General features: G+C 39.0%; 36 protein-coding genes. All 36 read left to right on the top strand.

The genetic code is table 11. The features are described 5' to 3' along the window. Nucleotides 1-172: 172 nt before the first annotated feature. The 36 genes from ABC371_RS03705 (at nt 173) to ABC371_RS03530 (ending at nt 26,646) form a co-directional block, all read left to right on the top strand. Nucleotides 173-310, top strand: coding sequence for a hypothetical protein (locus tag ABC371_RS03705; RefSeq protein ID WP_412895638.1), 138 nt, complete (start codon nt 173-175; stop codon nt 308-310). Between the two features lie 13 nt (nt 311-323). After that, nucleotides 324-629, top strand: coding sequence for a hypothetical protein (locus tag ABC371_RS03700; RefSeq protein WP_412895637.1), 306 nt, complete (start codon nt 324-326; stop codon nt 627-629). A gap of 15 nt (nt 630-644) precedes the next feature. After that, nucleotides 645-959, top strand: a complete 315-nt coding sequence (locus ABC371_RS03695; protein WP_412895636.1) for a hypothetical protein — start codon at nt 645-647, stop codon at nt 957-959. A 75-nt stretch (nt 960-1,034) separates the two neighbouring features. Beyond that, nucleotides 1,035-1,463, top strand: coding sequence for a replication terminator protein (locus ABC371_RS03690; RefSeq protein ID WP_412895635.1), 429 nt, complete (start codon nt 1,035-1,037; stop codon nt 1,461-1,463). 6 nt (nt 1,464-1,469) lie between these two features. Then, a complete protein-coding gene (locus tag ABC371_RS03685) occupies nt 1,470-2,222 on the top strand; it encodes a hypothetical protein (protein ID WP_412895634.1) in 753 nt (250 codons plus the stop codon). Between the two features lie 19 nt (nt 2,223-2,241). Beyond that, nucleotides 2,242-3,555, top strand: a complete 1,314-nt coding sequence (locus ABC371_RS03680) for an AAA family ATPase (RefSeq protein ID WP_412895633.1) — start codon at nt 2,242-2,244, stop codon at nt 3,553-3,555. Next, nucleotides 3,555-4,646, top strand: a complete 1,092-nt coding sequence (locus ABC371_RS03675; protein ID WP_412895632.1) for an ATP-binding protein — start codon at nt 3,555-3,557, stop codon at nt 4,644-4,646. The genes ABC371_RS03680 and ABC371_RS03675 overlap by 1 nt, the downstream gene beginning before the upstream one ends. A 27-nt stretch (nt 4,647-4,673) precedes the next feature. Then, nucleotides 4,674-5,285 (top strand): hypothetical protein, encoded by a 612-nt coding sequence (locus ABC371_RS03670; protein WP_412895631.1) that lies wholly within the window; start codon nt 4,674-4,676, stop codon nt 5,283-5,285. A gap of 10 nt (nt 5,286-5,295) precedes the next feature. Continuing rightward, nucleotides 5,296-6,876: a DEAD/DEAH box helicase gene (locus ABC371_RS03665; RefSeq protein ID WP_412895630.1), complete on the top strand. Its 1,581-nt coding sequence runs from the start codon at nt 5,296-5,298 to the stop codon at nt 6,874-6,876. Between the two features lie 32 nt (nt 6,877-6,908). Next, nucleotides 6,909-7,049: a hypothetical protein gene (locus ABC371_RS03660; protein WP_412895629.1), complete on the top strand. Its 141-nt coding sequence runs from the start codon at nt 6,909-6,911 to the stop codon at nt 7,047-7,049. A gap of 19 nt (nt 7,050-7,068) precedes the next feature. Beyond that, nucleotides 7,069-7,335 (top strand): hypothetical protein, encoded by a 267-nt coding sequence (locus ABC371_RS03655; protein WP_412895628.1) that lies wholly within the window; start codon nt 7,069-7,071, stop codon nt 7,333-7,335. 46 nt (nt 7,336-7,381) lie between these two features. Beyond that, nucleotides 7,382-9,625, top strand: coding sequence for an AAA family ATPase (locus ABC371_RS03650; RefSeq protein ID WP_412895627.1), 2,244 nt, complete (start codon nt 7,382-7,384; stop codon nt 9,623-9,625). Nucleotides 9,626-9,953: 328 nt separating this feature from the next. After that, complete coding sequence (locus ABC371_RS03645) at nt 9,954-10,256, top strand: MazG-like family protein (protein ID WP_412895626.1); 303 nt, start codon at nt 9,954-9,956, stop codon at nt 10,254-10,256. Continuing rightward, entirely contained in the window at nt 10,253-10,726 is a 474-nt protein-coding gene (locus tag ABC371_RS03640; protein ID WP_412895625.1) for a RusA family crossover junction endodeoxyribonuclease, read from the top strand. The genes ABC371_RS03645 and ABC371_RS03640 overlap by 4 nt, the downstream gene beginning before the upstream one ends. Nucleotides 10,727-10,948: 222 nt before the next feature. After that, the gene (locus ABC371_RS03635) at nt 10,949-11,071 is read left to right on the top strand and encodes a hypothetical protein (RefSeq protein ID WP_412895624.1); all 123 of its coding nucleotides are present in this window, start codon (nt 10,949-10,951) and stop codon (nt 11,069-11,071) included. A 16-nt stretch (nt 11,072-11,087) separates the two neighbouring features. Next, nucleotides 11,088-11,291, top strand: a complete 204-nt coding sequence (locus ABC371_RS03630) for a hypothetical protein (protein ID WP_412895623.1) — start codon at nt 11,088-11,090, stop codon at nt 11,289-11,291. Between the two features lie 162 nt (nt 11,292-11,453). After that, complete coding sequence (locus tag ABC371_RS03625; protein WP_412895622.1) at nt 11,454-11,801, top strand: hypothetical protein; 348 nt, start codon at nt 11,454-11,456, stop codon at nt 11,799-11,801. A gap of 59 nt (nt 11,802-11,860) precedes the next feature. Next, complete coding sequence (locus tag ABC371_RS03620; RefSeq protein WP_412895621.1) at nt 11,861-12,037, top strand: hypothetical protein; 177 nt, start codon at nt 11,861-11,863, stop codon at nt 12,035-12,037. A 138-nt stretch (nt 12,038-12,175) separates the two neighbouring features. Beyond that, nucleotides 12,176-12,706: a hypothetical protein gene (locus ABC371_RS03615; RefSeq protein ID WP_412895620.1), complete on the top strand. Its 531-nt coding sequence runs from the start codon at nt 12,176-12,178 to the stop codon at nt 12,704-12,706. A gap of 115 nt (nt 12,707-12,821) precedes the next feature. Beyond that, nucleotides 12,822-13,220, top strand: coding sequence for an HNH endonuclease (locus tag ABC371_RS24720; RefSeq protein WP_488192738.1), 399 nt, complete (start codon nt 12,822-12,824; stop codon nt 13,218-13,220). A 175-nt stretch (nt 13,221-13,395) separates the two neighbouring features. Then, nucleotides 13,396-13,881: a P27 family phage terminase small subunit gene (locus tag ABC371_RS03605; protein WP_412895619.1), complete on the top strand. Its 486-nt coding sequence runs from the start codon at nt 13,396-13,398 to the stop codon at nt 13,879-13,881. Then, nucleotides 13,874-15,466: a terminase large subunit gene (locus ABC371_RS03600; RefSeq protein ID WP_412895618.1), complete on the top strand. Its 1,593-nt coding sequence runs from the start codon at nt 13,874-13,876 to the stop codon at nt 15,464-15,466. The genes ABC371_RS03605 and ABC371_RS03600 overlap by 8 nt, the downstream gene beginning before the upstream one ends. Before the next feature lie 25 nt (nt 15,467-15,491). Further along, nucleotides 15,492-16,712 carry a phage portal protein gene (locus ABC371_RS03595; protein WP_412899268.1) on the top strand — a complete coding sequence of 407 codons (1,221 nt, stop codon included), beginning with the start codon at nt 15,492-15,494 and terminating at the stop codon, nt 16,710-16,712. Nucleotides 16,713-16,714: 2 nt separating this feature from the next. Continuing rightward, complete coding sequence (locus ABC371_RS03590) at nt 16,715-17,452, top strand: head maturation protease, ClpP-related (RefSeq protein WP_412895617.1); 738 nt, start codon at nt 16,715-16,717, stop codon at nt 17,450-17,452. Further along, the gene (locus ABC371_RS03585; protein ID WP_412895616.1) at nt 17,436-18,554 is read left to right on the top strand and encodes a phage major capsid protein; all 1,119 of its coding nucleotides are present in this window, start codon (nt 17,436-17,438) and stop codon (nt 18,552-18,554) included. Before ABC371_RS03590 ends, ABC371_RS03585 begins: the two co-directional genes overlap by 17 nt. A gap of 44 nt (nt 18,555-18,598) precedes the next feature. Beyond that, entirely contained in the window at nt 18,599-18,889 is a 291-nt protein-coding gene (locus ABC371_RS03580; protein WP_412895615.1) for a head-tail connector protein, read from the top strand. Further along, nucleotides 18,882-19,046: a hypothetical protein gene (locus ABC371_RS03575; protein ID WP_412895614.1), complete on the top strand. Its 165-nt coding sequence runs from the start codon at nt 18,882-18,884 to the stop codon at nt 19,044-19,046. Before ABC371_RS03580 ends, ABC371_RS03575 begins: the two co-directional genes overlap by 8 nt. Beyond that, on the top strand, nt 19,027-19,359 hold the full coding sequence (locus ABC371_RS03570) for a phage head closure protein (protein WP_412895613.1): 333 nt from the start codon (nt 19,027-19,029) through the stop codon (nt 19,357-19,359). Before ABC371_RS03575 ends, ABC371_RS03570 begins: the two co-directional genes overlap by 20 nt. Next, on the top strand, nt 19,359-19,793 hold the full coding sequence (locus tag ABC371_RS03565) for an HK97-gp10 family putative phage morphogenesis protein (RefSeq protein ID WP_412895612.1): 435 nt from the start codon (nt 19,359-19,361) through the stop codon (nt 19,791-19,793). The genes ABC371_RS03570 and ABC371_RS03565 overlap by 1 nt, the downstream gene beginning before the upstream one ends. Nucleotides 19,794-19,797: 4 nt before the next feature. Next, entirely contained in the window at nt 19,798-20,172 is a 375-nt protein-coding gene (gp17, locus tag ABC371_RS03560) for a tail completion protein gp17 (RefSeq protein ID WP_412895611.1), read from the top strand. A gap of 5 nt (nt 20,173-20,177) precedes the next feature. Continuing rightward, nucleotides 20,178-20,756 carry a hypothetical protein gene (locus tag ABC371_RS03555; protein WP_412895610.1) on the top strand — a complete coding sequence of 193 codons (579 nt, stop codon included), beginning with the start codon at nt 20,178-20,180 and terminating at the stop codon, nt 20,754-20,756. A gap of 47 nt (nt 20,757-20,803) precedes the next feature. Continuing rightward, complete coding sequence (locus ABC371_RS03550) at nt 20,804-21,142, top strand: hypothetical protein (RefSeq protein WP_412895609.1); 339 nt, start codon at nt 20,804-20,806, stop codon at nt 21,140-21,142. A gap of 23 nt (nt 21,143-21,165) precedes the next feature. Beyond that, complete coding sequence (locus tag ABC371_RS03545; RefSeq protein ID WP_412895608.1) at nt 21,166-21,426, top strand: hypothetical protein; 261 nt, start codon at nt 21,166-21,168, stop codon at nt 21,424-21,426. Next, nucleotides 21,423-24,107: a phage tail tape measure protein gene (locus ABC371_RS03540; protein WP_412895607.1), complete on the top strand. Its 2,685-nt coding sequence runs from the start codon at nt 21,423-21,425 to the stop codon at nt 24,105-24,107. Before ABC371_RS03545 ends, ABC371_RS03540 begins: the two co-directional genes overlap by 4 nt. Further along, nucleotides 24,107-24,922 carry a phage tail family protein gene (locus ABC371_RS03535; RefSeq protein ID WP_412895606.1) on the top strand — a complete coding sequence of 272 codons (816 nt, stop codon included), beginning with the start codon at nt 24,107-24,109 and terminating at the stop codon, nt 24,920-24,922. The genes ABC371_RS03540 and ABC371_RS03535 overlap by 1 nt, the downstream gene beginning before the upstream one ends. A 14-nt stretch (nt 24,923-24,936) precedes the next feature. Next, entirely contained in the window at nt 24,937-26,646 is a 1,710-nt protein-coding gene (locus tag ABC371_RS03530; RefSeq protein ID WP_412895605.1) for a glycosyl hydrolase family 28-related protein, read from the top strand. The last annotated feature ends 22 nt before the right edge of the window (nt 26,647-26,668 follow it).

The following is a 26,668-nucleotide window of genomic DNA, read 5'->3' as shown; positions in this document are numbered from 1 at the left end:
ATTTAATGAATAACTTTAAGGAGGTGAACATAGTGAAAGAAATCGACAAGTCGCTTGGAAAGGTTTATCCAGTTTTAGGCATGGTAATGTTTGCGACTTTGATGTTAGTTTTCGCTTTTGGCAGTTGGTGGAACTAGTAATTTCCTAGATACATAGAAAGGTAGGTGACAAAGTGGACAAGCGTAAATCATTGCTCAATGAAATTATGAAAGTAGCTTGTTTGATTGAAATTTATGACAACCGAAAGCATTATGTTTTATCAGCATTTTACCGTAGGGTTTATCAGGATTTGATTGATCAAGTTGTATAAGGAGGGGTGGAAATTGGGGAAAGTACACGTTTGGTATATGACTGAGGAAGAGCGCCTAGCTTATATTGCTAAACATCCAATTGTGCCTACAGAAAAGCCTAATGGTACTGATTTTGCAACCATTAAGGAAATGAAGTGTAAGAAAGGCAGAACTAAAATATTGAACAATGTGGCTGAAGCTAAAATCCACCAAATGTTTATTAGCGGAGATCCACTAAAGGAAATCGCTGAATCGGTTGGGTTAAGTTATGCTACTGTTCAAAAATTCATCACATTAGAACGGAAAAATGACCCTGATAAATGGCCAAGGAGATATTAGAAAGGGGTGAATAAAGTGGATATTAATGAGATCCATTCAAAATTTATTAAAGGTGAAAAAATTTCAGTGATTGCTTATCAGTTTGGAGTAAGTGAAAGACGTATTCAACAACTAATAAGTGAACAACGCAAACTAGCACCTTCTAAATGGCCATCAAGAAGGAATAGAAAATCAAATGTTCATTTGTTTCATGTATACGAATGTAGTGATTGTTCAGTGACTTTTGCAGTCGAACAAGCTTATGAAGACCAATCGGATGTATGTTGTCCAATTTGCTGGACGGATACCAACCTTAGAGATGTAGCTTCAGGAGAAATGAAAATAACATGACCCACCAGCTGCAACTGATGGGCCCAAAATAACAAATCTCAAAATCATTATAACACGAAAGGGGTTATTCCTTAAATGGCACCGAAAACAATTGATTTACCATTAAGTGCTTTAGCTAATGGAGCTATCCAAGAAAAGTTGGATGGTGAATTAAAAAAGGTATTTGAAAATATCCACGACCCTAACACGAAGGCTGAGGACAAACGTACTGTCACAATAAAATTGGAGTTTGTGCCTGATGAAAATCGTCAGACTGTGAAGGTTAATAGCAATATATCTATAAAGTTGGCAAATGTGAAGGATGTTTCCATGACTGTGCTAACAGGTAAAAACCTAACCAATGGAAAGATTGAAGCAAAAGAACTTAAGTCCAGTGTACCAGGTCAAACCTATTTAGATCCGGATGATTTAACTCAAAAGTCGGATGTAGGTGTACCAATCGATGTAATTGAGCGTGAAATGAATAGAAAAAATGTAATTAATCTACAAGCGGAGAGAGGGTAAATAAAAATGATAAAAGAAGCAATTAAATACTTATTAGACCTGTCAGTTATGCCACATGACCGATTCGTGACTATCGAGGATTCCGAAGGGAATGAACGCAATTTCGTGACCGATTGTGAAGGGAATTCTAAAGAGATTAAACCATTATTGATTCGTGCAAATGAGCCACTTCTTGTTAATACACTTACTGGTTTAGTTGAATACCTAAAAGCAAATGTTGAGCGAGTTAATTCGAAATTTTACTTGCAAGTATTTGATGAAAGAACAGTGTACCTAAAAGGGGTTCTTGATAGGAATGGAGATAGGGAAACACTCGTTGTTGCCAATGCTATTGTACCTAGATTTAGTTACGGTCATTTTCTTGACACAGAAGAACTTATCATTGCTTTTCAATCAAAATTTACTCAGACACATGATCGGGATTTGATATTGAAAGTTGTAGGTAACATCAAAGAAGAAAATGTTCGTGAGACTGGAGATAACGGAATCTCCCAAGCGGTCACAATTAAAACAGGAGTTGCTTCAGCTGATGATGTTTTAGTACCTAATCCTGTTAGATTAGCACCATATCGTACCTTCTTAGAGGTAGAACAACCGGCTAGTGATTTCATTTTCCGCATGAAAAAAGGTCCATTGGGTGCGATTTTTGAAGCTGATGGCGGAGCTTGGAGAAATCAAGCGATTGTAAACATCCGAGAGTATTTAAAAGAAGAATTATATGAAGAAATCGATTCAGGAAGAATCACTATCATTGCCTAGGCGAAGGGAGGAGAAACCATTGATTAAAATCAACAAACTTGAAATAGAAAATGTAAAACGTGTTAAGGCTGTAAAAGTTGATTTTACACCTACTGGATTGAATTTAATTGGCGGTAAAAATAATCAAGGTAAAACTAGTGTGCTGGACACCATCGCCTGGGCTCTTGGGGGTAACAAATATCGTCCAAGTAAAGCCGAACGTGAAGGTAGTGTTATCCCACCGTATATACACCTTGTATTGTCGAATGGATTGATTGTTGAACGCAAAGGAAAAAATAGTGAACTCAAAGTAATTGATCCGAATGGCCAGAAAGCAGGGCAACAGTTACTAAACAGTTTTGTCGAGGAATTAGCCATCGATTTACCTAAGTTCATGAATTCGACTAGTAAGGAAAAAGCAAACATTCTTCTTCGAATTATTGGTGTAGGGGACAAGCTTTTTGAATTGGAAAGACAAGAACAAGAAATTTATAATCAGCGTCGCACAATCGGGCAAATCGCTGACCAAAAAGCAAAGTTTGCTAAAGAGCAACCATACTATCCTGATGCACCAAAGGAACCTATTTCAGCTTCGGATTTAATTAAACAACAACAAGAAATCTTGGCTAGAAACGGAGAGAACCAAAGGAAGCGTCAAAACCTTTCGCAATTACAAGCTCTACGAGAAAGTCAAGGTCAAGAAATTGCCAGGCTTGAAGCTCAATTGATCCAATTAAAAGAGGCTTATATGCAAACTGGTGAAGATTTAGCAATTGCTCAGAAAGATGCATTGGAATTAATCGATGAATCTACAGAGCAATTAGAAGCAAATATCCAACAGATTGATGAAATTAATAGAAAAGTCCGTGCAAATCTCGATAAGGATAAAGCGGAAACTGATGCAAATGAATATCGAGCACAGTATGAAAAGCTTTCTACAGCTATCGAAGAGGTTCGTAAGCAAAAGACAGACTTGCTCTCTAATGCTGATTTACCGCTTGAAGGATTATCTGTTGAAGATGGGGATCTCATATACAACGGTCAGAAATGGGACAACATGAGTGGAGCTGACCAATTACGAGTATCCACAGCCATTGTTCGTAAATTAAAGCCTAACTGCGGTTTTATCCTTCTGGACAAGTTAGAGCAGATGGATATAGATACTTTAAATGAGTTCGGTCAATGGTTAGAGCAAGAAGGTTTACAGGCAATTGCAACTCGAGTAAGCACAGGTGAAGAATGCTCCATCATAATTGAGGATGGCTATGTTGCTGGACAGGAGAACGTACCATTCCAAACACCACAACAGCCACCAGTTGTTGAAACTAAAACTTGGAAAGCAGGTGAATTCTAATGGAGGTTATCAGCGGAAAAATTGAGAAAGCAAAAAAAGTCGTTTTGTATGGTCCTGAGGGAATTGGAAAATCATCTCTTGCTGCACAATTTCCTAATCCTATTTTCATAGATACAGAGGGTTCAACTACAGAGTTATTGGTTGACCGTTTGAAAAAGCCATCTAGTTGGACTGAATTAAATCAACAAGTTGAATGGGTGAAAGGGCAAGTAGGAAGATTCAAAACACTTATCATCGATACAATCGATTGGGCTGAGATGCAATGTACTGAATTCGTTTGTGCTTCACATAACAAAAAAGGTGTAGAGGATTTTGGTTACGGAAATGGATACGTCTATGTGAAAGAAGAGTTGGGAAGATTCCTAAATAAGTTAAGTGATGTAGTTGAAGCAGGAATCAACGTTGTTTTGACCGCACATAGTCAGATTGTTAAATTCGAACAGCCAGACGAAATGGGCTCCTATGATCGTTATCAGTTAAAGCTTGGGAAGAAGACAAGTTCACAAACTGCACCATTGGTAAAAGAGTGGGCAGACATGGTGTTATTCATTAATTACAAGACGTATAGCGTCGCTGTTGATGATAAAGGCAAAAAGCATAAAGGGCAAGGTGGGGTACGTACAATTTTTGCTACTCATCATCCTGCATGGGATGCTAAAAACCGTCACGGGCTACCTGATGAGTTTCCTTTAGATTACGCATATATTGCTCATATTTTTAACGGACAATCGCAAGCACAGATGAATGTGGCTCCAACAACACCGACACCAACACCGGTTATGCAGGAACCACAACAAGCGCCTATACAACAACCAACTCAGCCAACGCAAGTTGAGCATCAACAATCCGCACCACAACCAACTGTGGTAAACATTGATCCAGCTATTCCGGCATCGCTGCGTGACTTAATGCTACAGAATGGAGTATCTGAGGAAGAAATTCAAGTTGTGGTTAGTCAAAAAGGTTATTACCCGATGGGAACACCCATTTCTAATTATGACAAAGGTTTTATTGAAGGCGTTCTTGTAGGAGCGTGGACACAAGTTTTCGGCATGGTACAAGAGTTTAGAAAAACTCTACCATTCAATTAAAAATTTATCACATAGGAGGAAATACAAATGAGTCAAGAAATTGAACGCGAATTAGGTTGGGATGATGAGATAGAAAAGGAAGGTGGCAGTTTTGTCTTATTGCCAGCTGGAGATTATAACTTTACGGTGGAAAAATTTGAACGAGGCAGATTCCAAGGTAGTGAAAAAATGCCACCTTGTAATCAAGCTAAATTAACTTTGACAATCCACAGTTCAGAACATGGTAATGTAACTATATTTCATAATCTAATGTTGCACACCAAAACGGAAGGTTTCTTATCTAATTTCTTCACTGGAATTGGACAAAAGAAACCGGGCGAAAGATTAAAAATGAATTGGAATTTGGTAACCGGAGCAAAGGGTAGATGCAAAGTTATTCAAAATAAATATAAATCCAAAGGTGAAGAACGAGTTAATAACCAAATTGAAACATTTTATCCTTATGAAGATTATTTAAAGCATAGTGGCGGTGCTCAGCAACCAATGCAGGGATATCAACAACCGATGCAACCACAGCAACAGCTAAATCAAAGCTATCAACAACAGCCACAACAACCAATGCAACAGCAGCCTAATATGCAGCAATCGCCATTCCCTACAGGTAATCAACAAGGCGGATGGGCGCCAGGGCAATTTTAGGAGGTAACCAATGAAACTTAGAGACTATCAACAAACTGCTCGTGAATCCATTCAAAAAGAATGGGAACAGGGTATTAAAAAAACATTACTGGTCTTACCTACTGGATGCGGAAAGACAATTGTTTTTTCAAAAGTCATTGAAGACCGGGTAAAAAAGGGCGAGCGTGTTCTCGTCCTTGCCCACCGAGGCGAATTATTAGATCAAGCAGCTGATAAATTGGAGAAAAGCACAGGTTTAAAATGTGCAACAGAAAAAGCAGAGCAGACCTCAATAGGTAGTTGGTACCGTGTAGTTGTCGGTAGTGTTCAAACAATGATGCGAGAAAGTCGGTTAATGAAGTTCGACAAGGATTTCTTCGATACCATCATTATCGATGAAGCACATCACTGTATATCGGATAGCTATCAACGTGTATTGAATTACTTTGAATCTGCAAATGTATTAGGTGTAACAGCTACTCCTGACAGGGGGGATATGCGGAACCTTGGCGCATATTTTGAAAGCTTAGCTTTTGAATATACCTTACCTAAAGCAATCAAAGCAGGATACTTAAGTCCAATTAAAGCATTAACCATTCCTTTGACATTAGACTTATCCACAGTTGGTCAACAGGCTGGGGATTTCAAAACGAGTGATTTAGGTACAGCATTAGATCCTTACCTTGAATCAATCGCGGACGAAATGTGGAGAGTCGCCAAAGATAGAAAGATAGTAGTCTTTCTTCCCTTAGTGAAAACAAGCCAAAAATTTACGGAAATTTTAAATGATAAAGGCTTTAAATCAGCAGAGGTCAACGGAGATTCAAAAGACCGAGCAAAGGTTTTAGAAGACTTTGACAAAGATAAATACAACGTTTTATGTAACTCAATGTTATTAACAGAAGGATGGGATTGCCCATCAGTCGATTGTGTAGTAGTCCTTAGACCAACAAAAGTAAGAAGCTTATACAGCCAGATGGTTGGGCGCGGTACCCGACTTCATCCTGGAAAAACTGAATTATTGTTACTCGATTTTCTTTGGCATACAGAACGCCACGAACTTTGTCATCCAGCACACCTAATTGCAGAGAATGAAGAAGTGGCCAAAGCAATGACTAAGCAGATTGAAGAGGCTGGTGTTGCACTGGATTTAGAAGCTGTAGAAAAACAAGCAGCTGAAGATGTAATCGCTCAACGTGAAGAAGCACTTGCTAAACAACTGGCAGAAATGAAACGTAGGAAGCGTAAGTTAGTGGATCCTCTCCAATTTGAAATGAGTATCCAAGCAGAGGACCTTTCAAGTTATGTTCCGTCCTTTGGTTGGGAAATGGGACCGCCTAGTGAGAAACAAATCAACACTTTAGAAAAGCTTGGAATCCTTCCTGATGAAATCGATAACGCTGGTAAAGCTACTAAACTATTGGAACGTTTAGATAGAAGACGTGAACAAGGCCTAACGACACCAAAACAAATTCGTTTCTTAGAGCAAAGAGGATTCGAACACGTAGGCACATGGCAATTTGAAACGGCCAAGAAATTGATTGACCGTATTGCAGCTAATGGTTGGAAAATTCCTGCCGGAATAAATCCAAAAGAATATCGTGAGGCATAATAGATAAATTTTGAAATAGGAGAGGTTCAAAAATGACTTATGTAATGAGCAAACGTATGTATAAAGAATTCACAACTGGTAAAGCATCCATTTCACACAAACAGCTAATTGAACACATTAACAACACATTCGGGCTAAGAGGACAAGTTGTAGACGTAAAGGTATCGAAGTAACCAAAAGGAGGAAATGAAAATGCCAGAATCAGCTTTTGATGGGACTGTTTTAGAGGGTAGAGAAAGAAGATATACAGTCTTAAACGAAAGAGATATTAAAAAATATGCTACAAAAAATCAGATTGAATTATTGAATGAAACCTTAGATGACGTACTTACCAGTGTAGAAATCGGAAGAAAAAATGATGGTAAAAATGCTTATAATAGCTACATCATTATCAATGTTGATGAGCCTTATATTGATGAAATTGTTGCTGTTATGAAAAAACACGGACATATGGTTTAAAGTCGCTATCCGATGAAATTAACATACATGCTGCAAGAGGAAGTTGGTGAATCACTTGGAACGTAAATTGAATCTACTCGCATTATTAGAATACGTGGATCCTGCTTTTCTTGATTATCAAGAATGGCTAAATGTAGGGATGGCACTTAAACATGAAGGATATACAGCAAGCGACTGGGACGAGTGGAGCAAACGGGATGGAGCACGTTACCATCCCGGTGAATGCTTCAAAAAATGGACTTCATTTGAGGGCTCAGGTGTAACAGGAGCTACAATTACACAGATGGCCAAAGATAATGGCTGGGAACCGCGTTCGTCACAGAAAGAAGATCATGAGTTAGATTGGAACGATGAAATTTCAGGTAATGATGATTATGTTGTTGTCGATAAGAACTGGATTGAAGGACAAGAAATCAGTGAGCCAACTGAATGGAATCCAGTACGTGAAATCACTCGTTATTTAGAAACTTTATTTCAATCTACTGATAATGTCGGATACGTAACAGAAACATATCAAATCATCGATGAAAAAACAGGAGAAATTATTTATAAGCCAACTTCTGGTGCTTATGATCGTACAGCTGGCCAATTAATCGAAGCATTAAATAAATGCGATGGAGATATAGGAAGTGTCCTTGGCGATTACAAAGAAGAAGCAGGAGCCTGGATTCGATTTAACCCATTGGATGGTAAAGGTGTTAAAAATGCGAATGTATCCGATTTTAGATACGCATTAGTTGAATCTGACAACATGGAAATCGAGAAACAAAATGCAATTTATCGCGAGTTAGAATTGCCGATAGCCATCATGGTTCACAGTGGTAGAAGAAGTATTCATGCAATCGTTCGAATTGATGCTCCAAATTATGAAGAGTATCGAAAGCGAGTAGATTACTTATTTAATGTTTGTAAGAAAAACGGCTTAAATATCGATACCCAAAATAGAAATCCATCTCGTTTAAGTCGTCTTCCTGGTATAGTCCGGAATGGTAAAAAACAATTTATTATTGATACCAATATCGGAAAAGCAGATTGGGATGAATGGCACGAATGGATTGAAGATTTAAATGATGATCTTCCTGATATGGAAACCTTAACGGAATTTTGGGACGACATGCCTGAGTTGGCTCCTCCATTAATCGAAGGAGTACTAAGACAAGGACATAAAATGTTGATGGCTGGACCTTCGAAAGCAGGTAAGTCATTCGCATTGATTGAATTGTCCATAGCTATCGCAGAAGGAACTAAATGGCTAGGATGGCAATGTACCCAAGGAAAAGTCTTATACGTAAACCTAGAATTGGATAGAGCCAGTGCCTTACACCGATTTAAGGATGTATATCGTGCATTAGGATTAAGACCAAACAACATTGATAATTTAGACATTTGGAACTTGCGTGGTAAGTCCGTTCCAATGGACAAGCTAGCTCCAAAATTAATTCGTAGAGCGCAAAAGAGGGGATATATCGCGGTTATCATTGACCCTATTTATAAGGTGCTGACAGGTGATGAAAACAGCGCGGATCAGATGGCACATTTTACGAATCAGTTTGACAAAATAGCTACTGAATTAGGTTCAAGTGTTATCTATTGTCATCATCACTCTAAAGGTACACAAGGCGGAAAGAAATCAATGGATAGAGCAAGTGGTTCAGGAGTGTTTGCACGTGACCCTGACGCTTTAATCGACTTGGTTGAGTTAGATCTTACAGACGATTTAATTAAGCAACAGGAAGGTGCAGCAGCTGCTTCCATCTACGCAAATCACATAAAGCTAGTTAATTATGATTACTTCGACGAACATGTTGGAATCGATGACCAACAGAGCGTATCGCAAATGAATACACATGCTAAACGAGTGTTAACTCCTGAACGACTGGAACAAGTAGAATCGGAGATTACAAGAGTTGTCGAAAGTATTCGTGTCCGCTCAGCTTGGCGAGTGGAAGGTACATTGCGTGAGTATCCAAAGTTTGCGCCAGTTAATATGTGGTTCCAGTATCCAGTGCATAAAGTTGATGATACAGGAATCTTGAAAGATATTCAGCCAGAAGGTGATGCACCTGCTTGGAAGAAGAATTTCACCAAGAAAAAGAGTCCAGCAGATAGAAAAAAAGAACAACTGGAAGCTTTGGAAGTAGCATATGAAGCATGTGGAATTGATGAAAAAGTAACTATAAAAGCATTAACCGAGTATATGGGAATTTCCGAAAAATCGGTTAGAAGACGAATAAAAGAACACGGAGATTTCTGGGTAGATGATGGTGAAGTTGGTCGAAAAACAACTTAAGGGACAAGGTCAAAGTCGAAAGTTGTCCCTGTCCCTACAAATGGACAAACTCGATATTTGTCCCTACTCTCTAACAGGGACATTCTCGAAAAACTTCGACTTTGACCCTACGAGGGACAAACTCGATAAATTACCGACTTTGACCCTAGGGACAGACAACCTATATATATATATATATATAAAGTTCGGTGTCCCTCCCTACGGTCGAGGGGAAAGGAAGGTGGGCTTAAGCGCTGCCCACCCATCCTTCCTTCCCTTGTCCTCGACAAAGAAAAAATCTTAAGAGATTAAACGAAATGATTACGATTTAGAAAGAGGATAAAATTTCATGAATGAGTTAACTAGTAAAATTCGTAAATGGGCTATTGATAGAAAAATAGATAGTGCAGATCCAGAAAAACAAATTCTTAAGTTAGGCGAAGAGTTTGGAGAACTTTGCCAGGGGATGGCAAAGAATAAACCGGAGCAAGTAATAGATTCCATTGGCGATATGTATGTGGTCTTAACTATTTTAGCCATGCAGTTGAATGTTGATATTCAATATTGTGTTCAAATGGCATATAACGAAATTGCTGATCGAAAAGGGAAAATGGTCAATGGAGTTTTCGTGAAGGAGGCAGATTTAGAATGAGTTATCCTGAACATTTGCATGAACTTATTGCTGTCGATACTGGTGAAGATATTTATGAGGATTACAGCGATTTAGGCATGATTGAATTCTTTATGCCGATGGTTCCACCAACTACTACTCATCAGCAAAAGCAAGTAACAGTTCGAAACGGCAAGCCAGTGTTTTATGAACCAGAGGACTTAAAAGCAGCTCGAGCGAAATTGATGGCTCACCTTGGTCAACATGTTCCATTAGAAAAATATACAGGTCCAATAAGGATGATTACGAAGTGGTGCTTTCCGATAACAGGAAATCGTAAAGATGGTCAATACAAACACACAAGACCTGATACGGATAATCTACAAAAATTGTTAAAAGATTGCATGACTACTAGTGGATATTGGGAAGATGATGCGCTTGTAGTTTCTGAGATAACCGAAAAGTTTTGGGCAAAGGTTCCAGGTATCTATATTCGAATCGAGGCGATTTGATGGATTACAAAGTGTTTTTTGCTGAAATAGCTGATTGGATTAACAACTGCAACAAGTATGCTATGAGACACGGATTGGATAGCGAGGTCTTCTGGCGATGGGTTGCTACTTCTCTAGGTGAGTTAAGCAATAAGTACAATAACAATCCATTGGTACAAGCACAAACAGTCATGTTATACATGTGGCTTATGGATGTTTATGAGAATGCAAAGGGGAATTCAAATGGATCGTGAGTCAATGATTTTTCAAATTATGATGAATACAAGATATTCCGAAGAGGCTTTAGAAAAAATGACGAATGCTGAACTAGAAGAGCTCTATCAGGTAAAAGTTGAAAAAATATAAAAAATGAGGTGAAGCAATGGGTATCTTATACAACTCAGTTAAGGCTCACCAAGAAATGAAACAGAAAAATGTAATTGACCGCTTAGAGGGACTAGGAGTTAGGCAAAATCGTGATGGTGTTGATATTTATGAATTACAATATCGCGAACTAGTAATGCTACTTGCTTTGCAAGAATTTCGTGACATCAATGCGGAAAGTGATTCGAACAAATGGTTTTGAATCAAGTCTCTATTGTTGATAGTAGGCCAGAATGGATGAGAGTTGAAGACGGAGAGTATGCGTGTAGACGTTGCTCTCTTTACAAACATTGTTCTTCACGTTATGGACTTGAATGCAATAGATTAGGAGGTTCGGAGATTCCTAAGGTAAGGAATGACCGGAGTGGAAGAAAAGACAAATCCTGTGGTAATCGTAAAGGTAAGGCAAGAAGGGTGCGATGAAGAAATGAATCCTATTGATCAAATAAACACAATTATCGCAAATCAAAAGACTGTATCTACAACAAAGCTTGTGCCGATTGTTAAAGCATTTGCAAAAATGTATATCAATACTGTCCAGAAGATGAACAATCAAAAGAACACCATCAATGAATTGAACAAAAAATATCAGCAAGCAAAGCACAAAGCGGATAAGCGCTTAGAAGTAGTCGAGCAATACGAACGATTAAAAATCCATCATAGGAACCTAGAAAGGGAATATAACCTTTTACTCGAAAAGATGGGGAAATGAACGAAATTGCGACATAAAGGGGAGAAGAATAAATGAACTATGAGTCAATGTGGAAAGGTATGAAATCGACATACGAACAGCGATTATCCAAGTTGGAAGCAGAAGGTAAGAAAGGCAGTAATGCTTGGATTAGTGCTAAACGTTTTGTAGATGTAATGACTGGATTTGACCTAAACCAACCTGTGAGTGATGGTATGGAAGAATACCATTTCAGACGTTTCAAACAAGGGATGTAATGTCGCAATCCGAAAAATTAGTGAAATAGGTAGGTGAAGAAATGGAAGTTATATATGCAAATCCATGGTGGACAACACTTTGGTTAGTTATTATGTTTGGCTTTATCAGCGAGATAGGAAAAAACAGGAGGAAAGACGATGAGTAACACTAAATTCCGCCTTACTAAAAATCAACTTGAGATCATTACTCAAGAAGTTATAAAGCAGATCTCTACTCAACAAAAAAAGCTTCAAAAACAAGAAAAGGACTGGCGTTTAAGAAACACCAAGTTGCTTTTAGAAAATTACGATAGATTAAGAGACCATTGCGATGATATTGACCAGCAGAATGAGGAATATGCGCATACAATATTTAACTTAGAGGAATTGACTCTAGAAAGTTTGATGAAATACAGGCTTAAAACCGCGAAAATGATGAGGCATTTTGAAAGGATGCTTAAACACTACGAAGCTGACTGCGAGTATGGGACCGAAGAAGAGCAACGAAGGTACAAGGTGATTTATCACAGGTATCTTAGTGAAAATCGAATCACTGTACAAGGATTATGCGAGCTGTACAATGTTGAACAGGGTACAATTTACCGAGATACAAAGCTTGCAATTAACGACATATCAGTTCTTCTATTTGGGGTTGTAGCCCTTGATATAACTGGGGTTAACCCACGTTAAAAAAATGTTGAAAAAAAGCGAAGTATTTATGTGTTATTATGATAGTGTGAGAAAATTGTAAAAGCGCCAATACTATCAAAAGTGTTGGCGCTTTTTCCATACAGAGGTGTGAAAGTTGCCAAGTAAGCCGTTAAAGCCATGTAATTCACCTGCTTGTAATAAGCTTACATCCGAAAGGTACTGCGAGGAGCATAAAGATTTAGTCAATATATCAAAACGTGAACGAGATAGGTATTATGACAAATACAAACGTGATAAAAAATCGGATGCTTTTTATAAAAGTAAGGAGTGGGAGAAAGCAAGGGAACAAGCACTGAGACGAGATAAGGGACTTTGTGTGCACTGCCTACAACGTAAGTTGATAACCTTTGCGGAAATGGTAGACCACATCATACCGATAAAAATTGCATGGCATTTACGAGTGTATCTCGATAACCTACAGTCCTTATGTAATCAGTGCCACGCGGTTAAGACCGCAGAGGATAAGATAAAATACAAAGGGCTGATAAAGTGAGACATTAGAAAGAATGGACAAGCTTAGAAGTGAATTGTGTTAAATGTATAAACAACAAAAACAATTAGGACATAGGGGCCCCTGAAAAAGTTTTTTAAGGGTCTACGCTGACCGCTCGCCCCCATCCACGTGAATTTTTTTCGCAAAATGAAATTTTTTAGGAGGTGAAACTTTTATGGCAGGAAGACCAAGTAAACCAGTCCAACTTATCAAACTTGAAGGAAACAAGGACAGAAGGACAAAAGCTGAACTTGAACATCGGGAGAAAATGGAGAAGGCACTTTACACAGGAACGAACTTCAAAGAGTCACCTGTCGTGAAAGCAGATCCTGTTGCCCATAAAGAATTTTTGAGATTGAAAAAGCTTTACAAGAAAATAGAATATGTAGACGGTCTGGATGAACAAATCATTAACCGCTATTGCATGCTGGTTAGTCAGGAAAATGCTATGCAGGAAATGATAGTGAAAACAAAACATGATGGTGAAAAAATAGATCTATTCAAAGCGATAAACAAAACAAGAGACGCTCTTCTAAAACTCGAGGATCGGCTTTTCCTAAATCCAACAGCACGGGTCAAAGCTATCCCAAAAGCCCCACCTGAGAAAGAAAAGCCATCTGCGATGGCCGAATTCCTGAAAAGACGTGGATCAAGTGGCTAGGCTAGACAAGAACAGAGCCCTGGAACCAATTGAATTTTTGCAAATGCTAAAAGCGGTTGACGATTTTTACGGTCAGCCGTTTTTGCTTTTAGACTGGCAGCATAACGTCATATGGGATGTCTACGGTACGGTAAACGAGGAAGGGTATCGCCAATACAGGTATGCTTACCTTGAAGTACCAAAGAAAAACGGCAAGACTACTCTCATTGCAGGTCTAGGTCTTTATCACTTAACGTGTGACGGACCAATGGGTCAAATATATTGTTGTGCCGCAGATAGGGCCCAGGCAAGTTTAGTTTACAAGGCAGCAGTTGCAATGATTGACCAGGATGAGGAACTTGCAAAAATCCTAAAGGTCACAGACAGTCGGAAAGAAATACTGAACATTGAAACGGGAACAATCTTAAAAGTTCTTTCCGCAGAAGCTTATTCCAAACACGGAATAAACCCAACAGTGGTCATATTTGATGAATTGCACGCGCAACCAAATCGTGAATTATGGGATGTAATGACGTTTGGAGCAGGTGCAGCACGTAAAGAACCTTTGTGGTGGGTAATCACAACAGCAGGGAATGACCCCGATCGAAACTCCATCGGTTGGGAAATCCATGAACAAGCGGCAAAGATTCGCGACGGGGAGTTAGAAGATCCTCATTGGTATGTCAAAATTTTTGGAGCCTCCGAGGAGGCGGACATATTTGATGAAAAGGTGTGGTTTGAAGCAAACCCATCGCTTGGGCACACCATAAGCATAGAATCAGTAAGACAAGAGGCGTTAGCAGCTCGCAATAGCGAAGCAAGCGAACGCCTTTTTCGTTGGCTCCGTTTAAATCAATGGGTATCGTTGAAACGAATAGGCTGGCAGCCTTTAACGTTGTGGGATAAGACAAACCAGGATTCAGACCACATAAAGAAAAAGTGGGATATTTCAGAGCTAGTTGGTAAAAAGTGTTACCCAGGCCTCGACCTCTCCAGTACAACAGACATCACGGGAGCTGTATATCTCTTCCCTCCTCAAGAAGGTATCCCGGATTGGAGATTCATTCAAGAAGCATGGATCCCGGAGGATAACATGAAAGAACGCGTTAAAAGAGATGGAGTTCCGTATGACAAATGGGTAAATCAAAAATTCTTATATGCCACACCAGGAGATGTAGTTGATTATGACTTTGTAGAAGCTAGGATTCTTGGAGCTAATAAGCAGTATGACATACACACCCTAGGAACGGACCCGTGGAATAGTCGGATGTTAACACAAAGACTCATGCGCGGGGGCATAAATGTGGTCGAGGTACATCAAAACATGGCAAATATGAGTCCTGCCATGAAGATGATCGAACAACTAATGAAAAGAGGGTTAATGTCACACGAAGTAAATCCACTTGCTCGGTGGTGCTGGGGGAATGTGGTCGTTGCAGTGGATGGAAATGAAAACATTAAACCTATGAAAAACAAGTCGAAAGACAGAATTGACGTCACCGTCGCATTAATTAATGCCATGGCCACAGCGATGCTGTTTGAAGAAATTTCGCTAGTTGATTTAACAGAAGCTACTGAAGATTATCTCAAAATGATGGGATGGTGAGGGAGGTGAAAACTTGGCTTGGAAAATGTTTGGTTTTTTAAAAAGAAAAATTAAAAATGAAACCATTGATATGAACAACCCACTGCTTTTGCAATGGTTGGGAATAGATCCGGACACACCGAGGGATAAATTATCCGAAGCAACTTATTTCGCCTGTATGAAGATCATGGCCGAAAGTATGGGTAAGCTGCCTTTGAAAATGTATCAAAGCACAGACAAGGGCATCGTCAAAAGTGATAAGTCTGATATGTTCAACATATTAAGATTAAGACCGAACCCATACATGACAAGTGCAGTTTTTTGGTCTACGGTGGAAATGAACCGAAACCATTACGGTAATGCTTATGTTTGGTGCAGATATGAAGGTCCTCGGCTAAAAGATTTGTGGATTATGCCCAGTAAAGATGTTCAATTGGTCTTTGATGATGCAGGTGTTTTCGGAGATAAAGACAAGCTATATTACCAGTACAATGATAGCCGAACGGGAAAACAGTATGTATTCAGCGATAGAGAGGTTATGCACTTTAAAACCTCTATGACATTCGATGGAATTAGTGGTATGCCCGTTAGGGAAATCCTAAAAAGCACTGTGGAGGGGGCTCTTGAAAGTCAAAAATTTATGAACAACCTCTATAAAACTGGATTAACCGGAAAGGCTGTTCTTGAATACACTGGCGACCTAGACAGTACAGCAAAAGAGAGATTGGTTAAAGGCTTTGAAGAGTTTGCGAATGGTTCTAAAAATGCAGGTAAAATCATCCCGGTGCCATTGGGAATGAAATTAGTCCCTTTGAATATTAAACTCACAGACTCGCAGTTCTTCGAGTTAAAAAAGTACAGCGCCTTACAAATTGCGGCCGCTTTTGGTATCAAACCAAATCAAATAAATGATTATGAAAAGTCAAGTTATGCTTCAGCAGAGGCGCAAAACTTGGCTTTTTATGTTGATACGCTTCTTTTTCCTTTAAAGCAGTATGAAGAAGAAATCACATTTAAGACGTTGAGTGAGAATCTCATTGAATTGGGCTATTTTTGGAAGTTTAACGTGGGTGTTATCCTCCGAGCAGATATTAAATCGCAAATGGAGGCATTATCGAAAGGTGTAAATAACATGATCTACACTCCTAACGAAGCTAGGGGTTATTTAGATCTGCCATCAAAAGATGGCGGCGATGATTTATATGCCAATGGAAACTACATCCCTATTACTGATGTTGGTAAACAGTATGGCGGAGGAGGTGATTAAAAATGCCAAAGACAATCAAAATAAAAGGACCCATCGTATCACGGGATGTTAAATGGATTTATGATTGGTTTGATTATGATTCAACTACATCCTCAGATGTTGAAAACGAACTTCCAACAGATGGATCACCAATTGAAGTTCAGATTAATAGTCCTGGCGGATATGTTGATGAGGGGAGTGAGATTTATTACTTATTAAAAAACTACAAAGGTCGTGTCACAACAGATGTTGTGGGCATGGCAGCTTCTGCCGCATCTGTAATTGCAATGGCTGGCGATACAGTACGTATTGCACCAACTGGGCAAATAATGATTCATAACGTTTCTGGCGGCGCTAGAGGAGATTATAGAACATTGCAACATGAAGCAAACGTACTCGAAAACTTCAACAAGTCAATCGCGAATGCATATATTTTAAAAACAGGTTTGTCCCAAGAAGAATTACTGGATTTGATGAACAAAGAAACTTGGTTGAATGCTCAACAAGCTAAAAAAATGGGCTTTGTTGATGAAATCTTGTTTGAGAATGAAAATCGATTGGTTGCAAGTGATCAATCGGGCATGATCTCACCTGAAATCATCAGCAAAATGAAAAATATGAAGGACAAACTGCTGGATAAAAATGTTGATGATCACATCCCGTTAACTGGAGATGACAATCTTAATACTGATCTAGAATTTGCTAAAGCAAAATTAAAAAATACTATTTTAGGAGGCTATAAATATGCCAAAAAGTGTTGAAATGAAACAAGAATTACAAGCTTTAATCAATAAATCGAAGGCACTACTTAATAGCGAGGAGGCGACTCTTGAAGAAATCCAAAATATTAATAACGAAATAGAGACCCTTCAAGCCAAAATTGCTGTACAGGAAAAAATTGAAGCAGATGAAAAGGCAGCTATGGTAGCTAAAAAACCTGAACCCGTTGCACCAAAGGCGCAAGAAGATCCTACAACGAAATTTATTAACGCTGTTCGCACCCGGTTTAAGAATGCTATGAGCGAAGGTAGTGGAACAGACGGAGGTTATACAGTTCCACAAGATATCCAAACCGCTATTAATGAATTGCGCGAAAGTAAAGACGCACTTCAAACTTTAGTTACCGTTGAACCTGTAAATACATTAAGCGGTTCTCGTGTTTTCAAAACACGCTCACAGCAAACAGGATTCGCAGAAGTTGCAGAAGGTGGAAAGATCGCTGAAAAAGCAACTCCGAAATTCACCCAACTACCATACAGTGTTAAAAAATACGCTGGATTCTTCGCATTAACAAATGAATTGCTGAAAGATAGTGACGCAGCTATTCGCCAAACTTTAATCCGTTGGATTGGAGACGAATCAAGGGTTACTCGTAACCAATTAATTCTTGCGGAACTTAAGAAAAAAGCAAAAACAGCTATCACTGATGTTGATGGCATTAAAAAGGTATTAAACGTTACTTTAGATCCAGCTTTCCGTTACACAGCAACAGTAACTACAAACCAAGATGGATTTAACTGGTTAGATACTCAAAAGGACGGTCAGGGTAGTTACCTTCTACAACCTTCTGCAGTATCTCCAACAGGAAAACAATTATTTGGAGTTCCTGTGGTAGTTGTATCAAACAAAGACCTTCCGAGCGACAATACTGCTGGGACAAAGGCGCCATTTATTATTGGAGACTTGAAAGAGGCTGTTGTATTATTTGACCGTCAAACTACCGAAATCATGGCATCAGATACCGCTATGGACGCATTTGAAACTGACCGCACTTTATTCCGTGCAATTGAGCGTGAAGAAGTTAAAACTCGCGATGCTGAGGCATTTGTTTACGGCGAAGTTGATGTTACTCCAGAAGTTTAATAAGAGCGGCTCCGGCCGTTCTTCCCTTTTGAAAGGGTGATTAGATGATTATTCAATTACAAGAAACTAAAAACTGGCTCCGAATCGATGGAAGCGAAGAGGATGCACTTATCAGTCTTTTAATCGACGCTGCTGAAGAGTATTTAAAGAATGCTACTGGCAGGAAGTTTGACAGCAAAAACAATCAAGCCAGGCTCTTTTGTCTAGTCCTCGTAACAGATTGGTATGAAAACAGGGACTTGATTGGAGCAAAGGTAAGTGAAAAAGTGCGTTTTTCCATTCAGTCTATGATGGTTCAATTGCAAAATATGACGGAGGTGACAGTAGATGGCTAAAAAGAAAGTTGATGTTGAGGAAATGACTTATAAAGTTATTAGCCCTTTCCGAGACAAAAGTACTCAAGAAGTTTATAACATCGGGGATACTTACGAAGCAGATGAGAAACGAGCTGCAGAATTAAAGGGTTATATCGATGAAAAGTCTAGCGAGTAGACTTAACAAGCGAATCACCGTTTTGCGCGCTCCAGATCCAGAAATTGACGTAGATGAAGCTGGACAACCTTTAGATGATTTCATCCCTGTTGCAAAGGTTTGGGCATCCATAGAACCTCTTCGCGGGAGAGAATTGTTTGCTGCACAGCAAGAAAATGTAGAAGTTACCACACGGATTCGAATCAGGTATCGAAAAGGAATCGACCGGACCATGATCGCAAGATTTGAAGATTCAGAGTTTGAATTCCTTTATGTTATTCATGTGAACTTTGAGAAAAAAGAACTTCAAATCATGGCGAAGGAGCGGCAATAATGGCAAGACCTGTACGTCAAAATAATCGAATGCGGCTTAAGGTCGAAGGAGTAGAAGAGCTCGTTAAAATGCTCCGGAAAGCTGATGAAGAAATTCAGAAGGAACTGAACGATCTTGTTTCAGAATGTGCCGAGATTGTATTTCGTGAAGCCGATGCAAGAGTACCGATAGGAGCAACGAACAGAACGCGGGACTCGTTAAGGATTGAAGTAGGGAAAAACAATAACGGAGTTTTCTATGCCAATGTGGTAGTCGGAGCTCGAGATGGAGATACCACAGAAACGAGTTCTTTCTACGTTACTTTTTATGAACTTGGTTCTAGCCATCAGCCGGCACGACCATTTATGAGACCGGCTTACGATAAAAGTAAGGTCAAAATGAGAAAGCACCTGATAGATGGTCTACAAAAAATCATCTTGAGACAAGGAAGGTGATAACTTGATAGAAACAGATTTAAGGGATTATCTTTTGACGCATGATTCATTAACAGCTTTAATTGGAAACAAGCTTTATCCTGGGTGGATTCCTGAAAATGCAAAAATGCCATCAGTAGCATATTTGGGGGTTTCAGGAGTTAGGCACCACGACATTGACGTAGCTTATCCGAGATACCAATTTTCTTGTTTTTCTCCAAGGTATCTAGAAGCCAAGGCAATAGCTGCTGAGCTTAGAGAGATCTTGCAACGATTCAAAGGGAAAATGGGAAATTCAAATATTATTCAGGTGGCATTTCAAAATGAATACGAAAACTATGAAAAAGATACAAAGCTTTATCATATAGCAATAGATTTTAAATTTATATATTGGGAGTGAAATAAATGGCAAGAGCAATGACTACGGTTCAACAACGAAATACAATTCGTTTTGGTTCTGCTAAGTTTGAAGTTGGTGAAACAGAAGAAACGCTGGTTGATTTAGGAGCGATGAGGGGTATTAGCTTTGAAGAGTCCTGGGACGAGATGCAGGTTAAATCAGATAACGCGGGAGTAATTGTTGCTGGAATTACTAACCACCAGGCTAAGATTGCCGGGGATTTAATGGAAATCAATCTTAAAAACCTGTCTATATTACGTGGTGGAATTGATAAGTATGAGGAAGTTGCAGCAGACGCAGAATCAGGGAAGAAAGCAGCCGTTAAACTTCTTTCTGGTGGAGTAAGTACATTTAGTCCGCGAGTCGTTAAAATTACTAACTATAACGATAAAAACGAAGCATTTAGCATTACTGTTTTTAAGGCAAATACAGCAACGGGATTAAACATAACATTCCCTGAAGCTGACGGAGAAGATCCAGCTATGACTCCTATCGAGATGGTTGGTACATTAGACGTTTCGAAAGCTATTGGAGAGCAGTTGTTTGAAATTTATGACGAACAAGGTGTTATTCCTACAGTATAAGCACTCATTAATATGGGTGCTTTTTTATTTATGAAAGGGTGAAATCAATGGCACAAGAAATTTTAGATTTAGACAAATTAGTAACTGCTGAGAGAGTAGTTCGTTTATCGGGTAAAGACATAGACGTTTCAAAGATTCCCTCACGAGTAACCTTAGAAATTGCAGCAAAATCAGATGTTCTTAAATCGGGTTCTAGCGAAAGTTTCCCTCTTATGTTGGATATGGTCGTGAAAATTTGTAAACCGTCTCAACCTGATATTACGCAGGATTGGATTATTGACAATACAAGTTTTGAACAACTGATGGCACTCCTCGATTTTATCTTAAAACCAATTACTGATCGAGCAGCAACAAACGGAAAAAACGCGGAAAGCCCGAGCCAATAGAGCTTGGGCGTATTTTTGCGAGAATGGGGTCAATGTATGCCTGGGCAACACCTGACCATTTGTTAAATAACATGTCAATAGAACAAATTCTCATGTACTACGATTACGGTATAGAGCATGAGACAAATAAAGCAAACATCTTAGTCAACCGAATAGCGGTTGGCTTATTTGGCGTTGAAGACAAGAATCCAAAAAAACGGGATTATAATGATTCTCCAGATAAAGAAGCTTTTTATAAGCATTATGGTGATCGTATCAAACGACCGGAGGTGAAAGAGGTATGAGTCTATTAGGAAATCTTACAGTAGGTATCCTGGGGAATATGGGGGGACTTTCGAACACATTTAAACAAGCTCAATCTGAAGTAGAAAAGTTCGGTAAAAAGATGGAGAGTGTTGGCAAAGATTTAACCTCAATCGGCTCCTCTCTTACCATGATGGTCACTGCACCTATTGTCGCTGTTGGTGGTTCTGCTACTAAACTTGCAATCGACTTTGAGAGTGCTTTTGCAGGAGTTCGAAAAACTGTGGATGCAACGGAAACGGAGTTGGCATTATTTAAACAGGGCATTCGAGATTTAGCTAAAGAGATTCCCATCGCGGCAACTGAGATAGCTGGAATTGCAGAGGCAGCAGGACAGTTAGGCATTAAAAATGAAGCAATTCTAGGATTTACACGTGTCATGGCTGATTTGGGTGTTGCGACAAATATGAGCTCTACTGAAGCAGCTACAGCCCTTGCAAGACTTGCAAATATCACTCAAATGCCCCAAGAGAATTTTGACAGATTGGGTTCTGTCATCGTAGCCCTTGGAAACAACTTAGCCACAACAGAATCGGAAATCGTAGAAATGGGATTAAGATTAGCTGGAGCGGGGAAACAAGTTGGAATGTCCGAAGCTCAAATACTAGCTTTTTCAGGGGCTTTATCATCCGTGGGAATTGAAGCTGAAGCAGGAGGATCTGCATTTTCCAAAGTCATGGTTGAAATGCAACTTGCCGCTGAAAAAGGTGGAAAAGGACTAGATAACTTTGCGAAAGTTGCGGGCATGAGCGCAGGTGATTTCCAGAAGGCTTATAAGGAAGATGCAGCTGGCGCCATGATTAAGTTTATAGAAGGTCTATCAACCGCAGAAGAACGAGGTTTATCTGCAATTGGAATTTTAGACGAGATGGGAATTACAGAAGTTAGATTAAGAGACTCGTTATTACGTGCAGCCGGGGCATCAGATGTATTTACTGGGGCACTCGATTTAGGAACTCAGGCATGGGAAGAAAACAACGCCCTTACAAAAGAGGCAAGTGAACGTTATAAGACAACAGAATCTCAACTGAAAATATTTTGGAATCGAATAAAGGATATTGGAATTACAATTGGAGATGCTTTAATTCCTGCTCTTTTATCCACATTAGATGCAATGGATCCGTTAATAAAAATGTTAGAAAGAGCAGCTGAATGGTTTAAAAACCTTAATCCCGGAATTCAAACAGCAATCATTGCAATGGCTGCAATCGCGGCTGCAATTGGTCCGGTTTTAGTAGTTGCCGGGATGCTAATCTCAAGTGTAGGTTCAATAGTAACAGCATTCGCAGGACTTAGTGGTGCCCTAGCAGGCGTAGGTGGAATTATGGGTATTATTACTGGTCCAATTGGACTAACAGTTCTTGCAGTTGTGGGACTAGGTGCAGCACTGATTGCATTATGGAAAAACAGTGAAACTTTCCGAGAAAACGTGATTGGGATTTTTAACAAAGTAAAGGATACAGCAATTCAAGCATTTGGTATAATCGCCTCATTTGTCGGTGAAAAGATTGCTCAAATCAAGAAATTTTGGGACCAAAACGGTGCGCAATTTTTAGCCGCGGTAGAGAATGTATTCAACGGTATTATGGCTGTGGTTGAATTTGTAATGCCAGCTATTAAATTCTTGATTGAGATGGTGTGGACGGCAATTAAGCAAGTAATTAACGGTGCACTAAATGTGATCATGGGCGTGATAAAAATTTTCTCTGGCCTATTCACAGGAGACTTTTCAAAAATGTGGGAAGGAATAAAACAACTGTTCTTTGGAGCGATTGATGTAATTATTGGATGGATGACCTTAACCTTTGTCGGAGGATTAAGAACGCTTTTGACAAATTTATTAAAGACAGGATTAAATCTTGTCAAAGGATTGGCCGATGGAATAGTGAATTTTTTCAAGAGTTTTTCAACAACAGGACAGAATTTAGCAAAAGGTTTAGTTGATAATGTAGTAAACTTTTTCTTGAATTTACAATCCAGCATAAGCATTATTTTTAATTCAATCCGTAGTTTGGGAGCTTCTATATGGAACGCAATTAAAAATACAATCGTTGAAATTGCAAAAATTATATGGGACTTGGTAGCTAGCAGGTTCACTTCTATGGTATCAAGTATTAGGAATATTTTTGGAACAGTTAGAAGTACAATTAGCAGCATTTGGGACAACGTGATGTCATTCTTTAGAGGCATCAACCTAACAAAGATTGGAGCAGATATCATAAGAGGATTAATAAATGGTATTGGTTCTATGGCATCCGCAGTATGGGAAAAGGCAAAAAGCATAGCGAGTGGAATTGGAAGCACTATTAAAAATGTTCTCGGTATTCGTTCGCCTTCTCGTGTATTAATGGGACTTGGAGAGTTCGCTGGTGAAGGATTGGCCTTAGGTATGGATGGTATGTTATCTAAAATACAATCATCTGCTAAAGCAATGGCGAATGCAGCCATACCGAATATCGCTCCTATTGACATGTCATTAAATGCAAATGGGGGAAGAGGAAGTTCCCCAGGTACAAATGGAGCATCACCATTTAACATTGTGATTCAACCGGCTCCAGTTTACCTTGACGATTATTTAATAGGTGAAATTATGCTCAATCATGTGGACAACCGTCTTAACACTAATGCTCAAATGTTACAGTATATGAAAGGAGAGAGGTAATGAATTTAATCCAGATATGGGACATGAATAATGTAAAAATAGACGTGTCTAAGTATGGCTTAATGGGTTTAAAGCTTAATATTCCCTCTCCTTCATATGAGGTTACGAGAGAAAATATCGACGGCAGACCCGGTGCAGTTACTCTTGGCCGGAATTTGTCTCCAAGACCTCTTAACGCAGAGTTTCTGGTAACTGCTAAGGATTACGCTGATTCACTTTTGTTACGAGATGAACTTTTTAGTTTATTTAGCAAAGGCAATCAGTTTTATATCGGCGAAGTGTATCAACCTGGGAAACGTTGGTTTGTGGAGTGCACAACACAGTGGGACCCCGAAAGGCTAAATACCGAAAATATGACTATTGATATTCCTTTGATTGCTGAAAGTGGAATGGCTGAATCAGTCGGAACAACCTTGGACCCATTTACATTTGACACGAATCTCTGGCAAATCGGGCAAGGGTTACTTGCGGATGAATTAAAATACAATCATTCTGTGGGCGTATTTGATATATACAACGCAGGGGAAAAGATAGACCCACGATACATGGATCTAGTGATTGAATACAAAGGAGCTTCCACAAATCTAACCATAAAGAATGAAACCACAGGTGATGAGTGGATTTATACTGGAACATCGTCCAGCAGCGATGTGATTAAGCTCAATGGAGTGCGCTCTGAAAAGAATGGACTAAGTATATTCAGAAATACGAATAAGCGGTTAATCACACTTAATCCAGGTTGGAATGGATTTCGATTAACAGGAACAAGCGGAACTTTCGAGATTTCATTCAAGTTCCGCTTTTATTATTTGTAAAAGGAGGCTAAACAGTGAGCAGATTTCCAAAATTATTAACTGGTCTCTTTCGTGAGTTTAGGAACTCCTACAATGAAGGTGTGGACCTTGTAGAAAAAGATATAAATAAAGCGGTAGGTGATTCTACATCTGCTTTAACAAAAGCGACTACAGCTGAAACCAACGCAAATGAAGCCAAGACAACAGCAGACACCGTAAAAGAACAATTTGACCGTATTGTTGCTGAAACAGGAGAAAGTAACGCAGAGATTGTCCAGGCTCGTGGCGGAGAGGTAAATTTGAATGCTCGTTTAGAAAAAGTTAATGCGCACTTGGCACACACAACGTCAGATTTACAAAGTAGAGAAATTAATATTATGTTTCCACCATCCCCATTAGTGGGGGCTAAAATGGATGGTGTAACAGATGATACTGTAGCTATTCAAAATTTAATTAATTCTTTAATCAATAACGGAGCAGGCCAAGGAAAAATTATTGTTCCGAAAGGTACAGCAATTATTTCCAACATTGTATTACCACCCGGCATTGTATTAACTGGTGTTGGTAGACATACCTCTATTTTAAAAGGTAAAGTTGGCAGTACTGGTAAAATGGTTACAGACAACGGGAATGCTGCTAAAATTATTATCACCGACTTACAATTACATGGTAATAATCAAAACTACTTAAAATTGTTGGATTTAGGAAATAACGGAATACAATTTGGAACAGAAGGTTATATTGAAAACCTTTTTGCTAGGGATTGTCCAAGTGCGGATGCTTATGATATTAATGGAAATGTTGCATTCTTGAATAAGTTATCAATTCTTTATTGCAAAAGTGGTTTGGTTTTAAAAGGCGCATCTAATCGTGTTAGAGATATTGTTACTTTAGGTAACACAGCGTATGGTATTCAGAACAGCTCTGTATATTCTCTATTTGACGGAATTGAAGTTGAAGCCCCTAGCGCAACATGCGTACCATTCAGCACAACTTCGGCAGACATTACAATAAACTCATTATTGGTTTCGATTGGATCAAATACCCACATTGAGAATCTTGTCCACTTAAACACTACTGAAATGCGATTTTCATTGCAAGGGTTATCAGTATCTTTGGTAAGTGGGGCTACTTATGGAGCGTATATTCTTCATAATGGACTACAATTTTTAAAGCGTGGAGATTATGAAGGAAAGGCTTTTAATTACATTCCTGAAGTTACACAGTTATATCGAATAAACGAAAGTGTAGCAAGTGGTTTAACAAACAGGACTTTACAAATACAACAAGGTCACCCTTCTATGTTGATTGGAGTACAAAATGATATTGCCGATGATGTAACAATCGTTTTAAGTGGCTCAGCAGTTAATACGCAAGGAAAAAAATATGTTATTCAAAACAGTTCCGCTAATAAAACGGTGTGGGTGCGTGGCTCTAATTCTATGTTTATCATTGTTGGTAGTCAAAATATTTCAATGGACACTGCACTAGGATTTCCAGTTAGACCAAGAGCACAATTGACAATAGATTTGGCGACCGGGCAATTATCACAGGCAATAGCAACATACTCTGGCACATACGGAGCAATAGGAAGCTATCCGACAACTGGAAAGTGGTTTGCTGGCGAGGTTATTCACAACCAGTCTAGTCAACTAGGTGTTTCAAAATATTATTCCAAACAATGTATTAAAACTGGCGATTATGATGGAACACCACCTGTATGGGAATTTATTAATAGGGTTTAATTTTCGCAAATGGAACAAAGAG

Origin of the sequence: Bacillus jepli (genome assembly GCF_047238305.1) — a bacterium.
Taxonomy (GTDB): Bacteria; Bacillota; Bacilli; order Bacillales; family Bacillaceae_L; genus Ferdinandcohnia.
Note: the sequence above shows the minus strand (reverse complement) of the source record. Positions and strands in the feature narration are given on the sequence as shown.

Excerpts from the sequence above, each read along its gene's own strand:
- ABC371_RS03540 (WP_412895607.1), top strand. The coding sequence starts at position 21,423 with ATGAGTCTATTAGGAAATCTTACAGTAGGTATCCTGGGGAATATGGGG.
- ABC371_RS03570 (WP_412895613.1), top strand. The coding sequence starts at position 19,027 with ATGAAAAGTCTAGCGAGTAGACTTAACAAGCGAATCACCGTTTTGCGC.
- ABC371_RS03620 (WP_412895621.1), top strand. The coding sequence starts at position 11,861 with ATGAAATCGACATACGAACAGCGATTATCCAAGTTGGAAGCAGAAGGT.
- ABC371_RS03605 (WP_412895619.1), top strand. The coding sequence starts at position 13,396 with ATGGCAGGAAGACCAAGTAAACCAGTCCAACTTATCAAACTTGAAGGA.
- ABC371_RS03640 (WP_412895625.1), top strand. The coding sequence starts at position 10,253 with ATGAGTTATCCTGAACATTTGCATGAACTTATTGCTGTCGATACTGGT.
- ABC371_RS03675 (WP_412895632.1), top strand. The coding sequence starts at position 3,555 with ATGGAGGTTATCAGCGGAAAAATTGAGAAAGCAAAAAAAGTCGTTTTG.
- ABC371_RS03565 (WP_412895612.1), top strand. The coding sequence starts at position 19,359 with ATGGCAAGACCTGTACGTCAAAATAATCGAATGCGGCTTAAGGTCGAA.
- ABC371_RS03665 (WP_412895630.1), top strand. The coding sequence starts at position 5,296 with ATGAAACTTAGAGACTATCAACAAACTGCTCGTGAATCCATTCAAAAA.
- ABC371_RS03670 (WP_412895631.1), top strand. The coding sequence starts at position 4,674 with ATGAGTCAAGAAATTGAACGCGAATTAGGTTGGGATGATGAGATAGAA.
- ABC371_RS03655 (WP_412895628.1), top strand. The coding sequence starts at position 7,069 with ATGCCAGAATCAGCTTTTGATGGGACTGTTTTAGAGGGTAGAGAAAGA.
- ABC371_RS03590 (WP_412895617.1), top strand. The coding sequence starts at position 16,715 with ATGCCAAAGACAATCAAAATAAAAGGACCCATCGTATCACGGGATGTT.
- ABC371_RS03580 (WP_412895615.1), top strand. The coding sequence starts at position 18,599 with ATGATTATTCAATTACAAGAAACTAAAAACTGGCTCCGAATCGATGGA.
- ABC371_RS03690 (WP_412895635.1), top strand. The coding sequence starts at position 1,035 with ATGGCACCGAAAACAATTGATTTACCATTAAGTGCTTTAGCTAATGGA.
- ABC371_RS03635 (WP_412895624.1), top strand. The coding sequence starts at position 10,949 with ATGGATCGTGAGTCAATGATTTTTCAAATTATGATGAATACAAGATAT.
- ABC371_RS03660 (WP_412895629.1), top strand. The coding sequence starts at position 6,909 with ATGACTTATGTAATGAGCAAACGTATGTATAAAGAATTCACAACTGGT.
- ABC371_RS03685 (WP_412895634.1), top strand. The coding sequence starts at position 1,470 with ATGATAAAAGAAGCAATTAAATACTTATTAGACCTGTCAGTTATGCCA.
- ABC371_RS03630 (WP_412895623.1), top strand. The coding sequence starts at position 11,088 with ATGGGTATCTTATACAACTCAGTTAAGGCTCACCAAGAAATGAAACAG.
- ABC371_RS03555 (WP_412895610.1), top strand. The coding sequence starts at position 20,178 with ATGGCAAGAGCAATGACTACGGTTCAACAACGAAATACAATTCGTTTT.
- ABC371_RS03645 (WP_412895626.1), top strand. The coding sequence starts at position 9,954 with ATGAATGAGTTAACTAGTAAAATTCGTAAATGGGCTATTGATAGAAAA.
- ABC371_RS03595 (WP_412899268.1), top strand. The coding sequence starts at position 15,492 with ATGTTTGGTTTTTTAAAAAGAAAAATTAAAAATGAAACCATTGATATG.
- ABC371_RS03585 (WP_412895616.1), top strand. The coding sequence starts at position 17,436 with ATGCCAAAAAGTGTTGAAATGAAACAAGAATTACAAGCTTTAATCAAT.
- ABC371_RS03575 (WP_412895614.1), top strand. The coding sequence starts at position 18,882 with ATGGCTAAAAAGAAAGTTGATGTTGAGGAAATGACTTATAAAGTTATT.
- ABC371_RS03550 (WP_412895609.1), top strand. The coding sequence starts at position 20,804 with ATGGCACAAGAAATTTTAGATTTAGACAAATTAGTAACTGCTGAGAGA.
- ABC371_RS03535 (WP_412895606.1), top strand. The coding sequence starts at position 24,107 with ATGAATTTAATCCAGATATGGGACATGAATAATGTAAAAATAGACGTG.
- ABC371_RS03545 (WP_412895608.1), top strand. The coding sequence starts at position 21,166 with ATGGGGTCAATGTATGCCTGGGCAACACCTGACCATTTGTTAAATAAC.
- ABC371_RS03615 (WP_412895620.1), top strand. The coding sequence starts at position 12,176 with ATGAGTAACACTAAATTCCGCCTTACTAAAAATCAACTTGAGATCATT.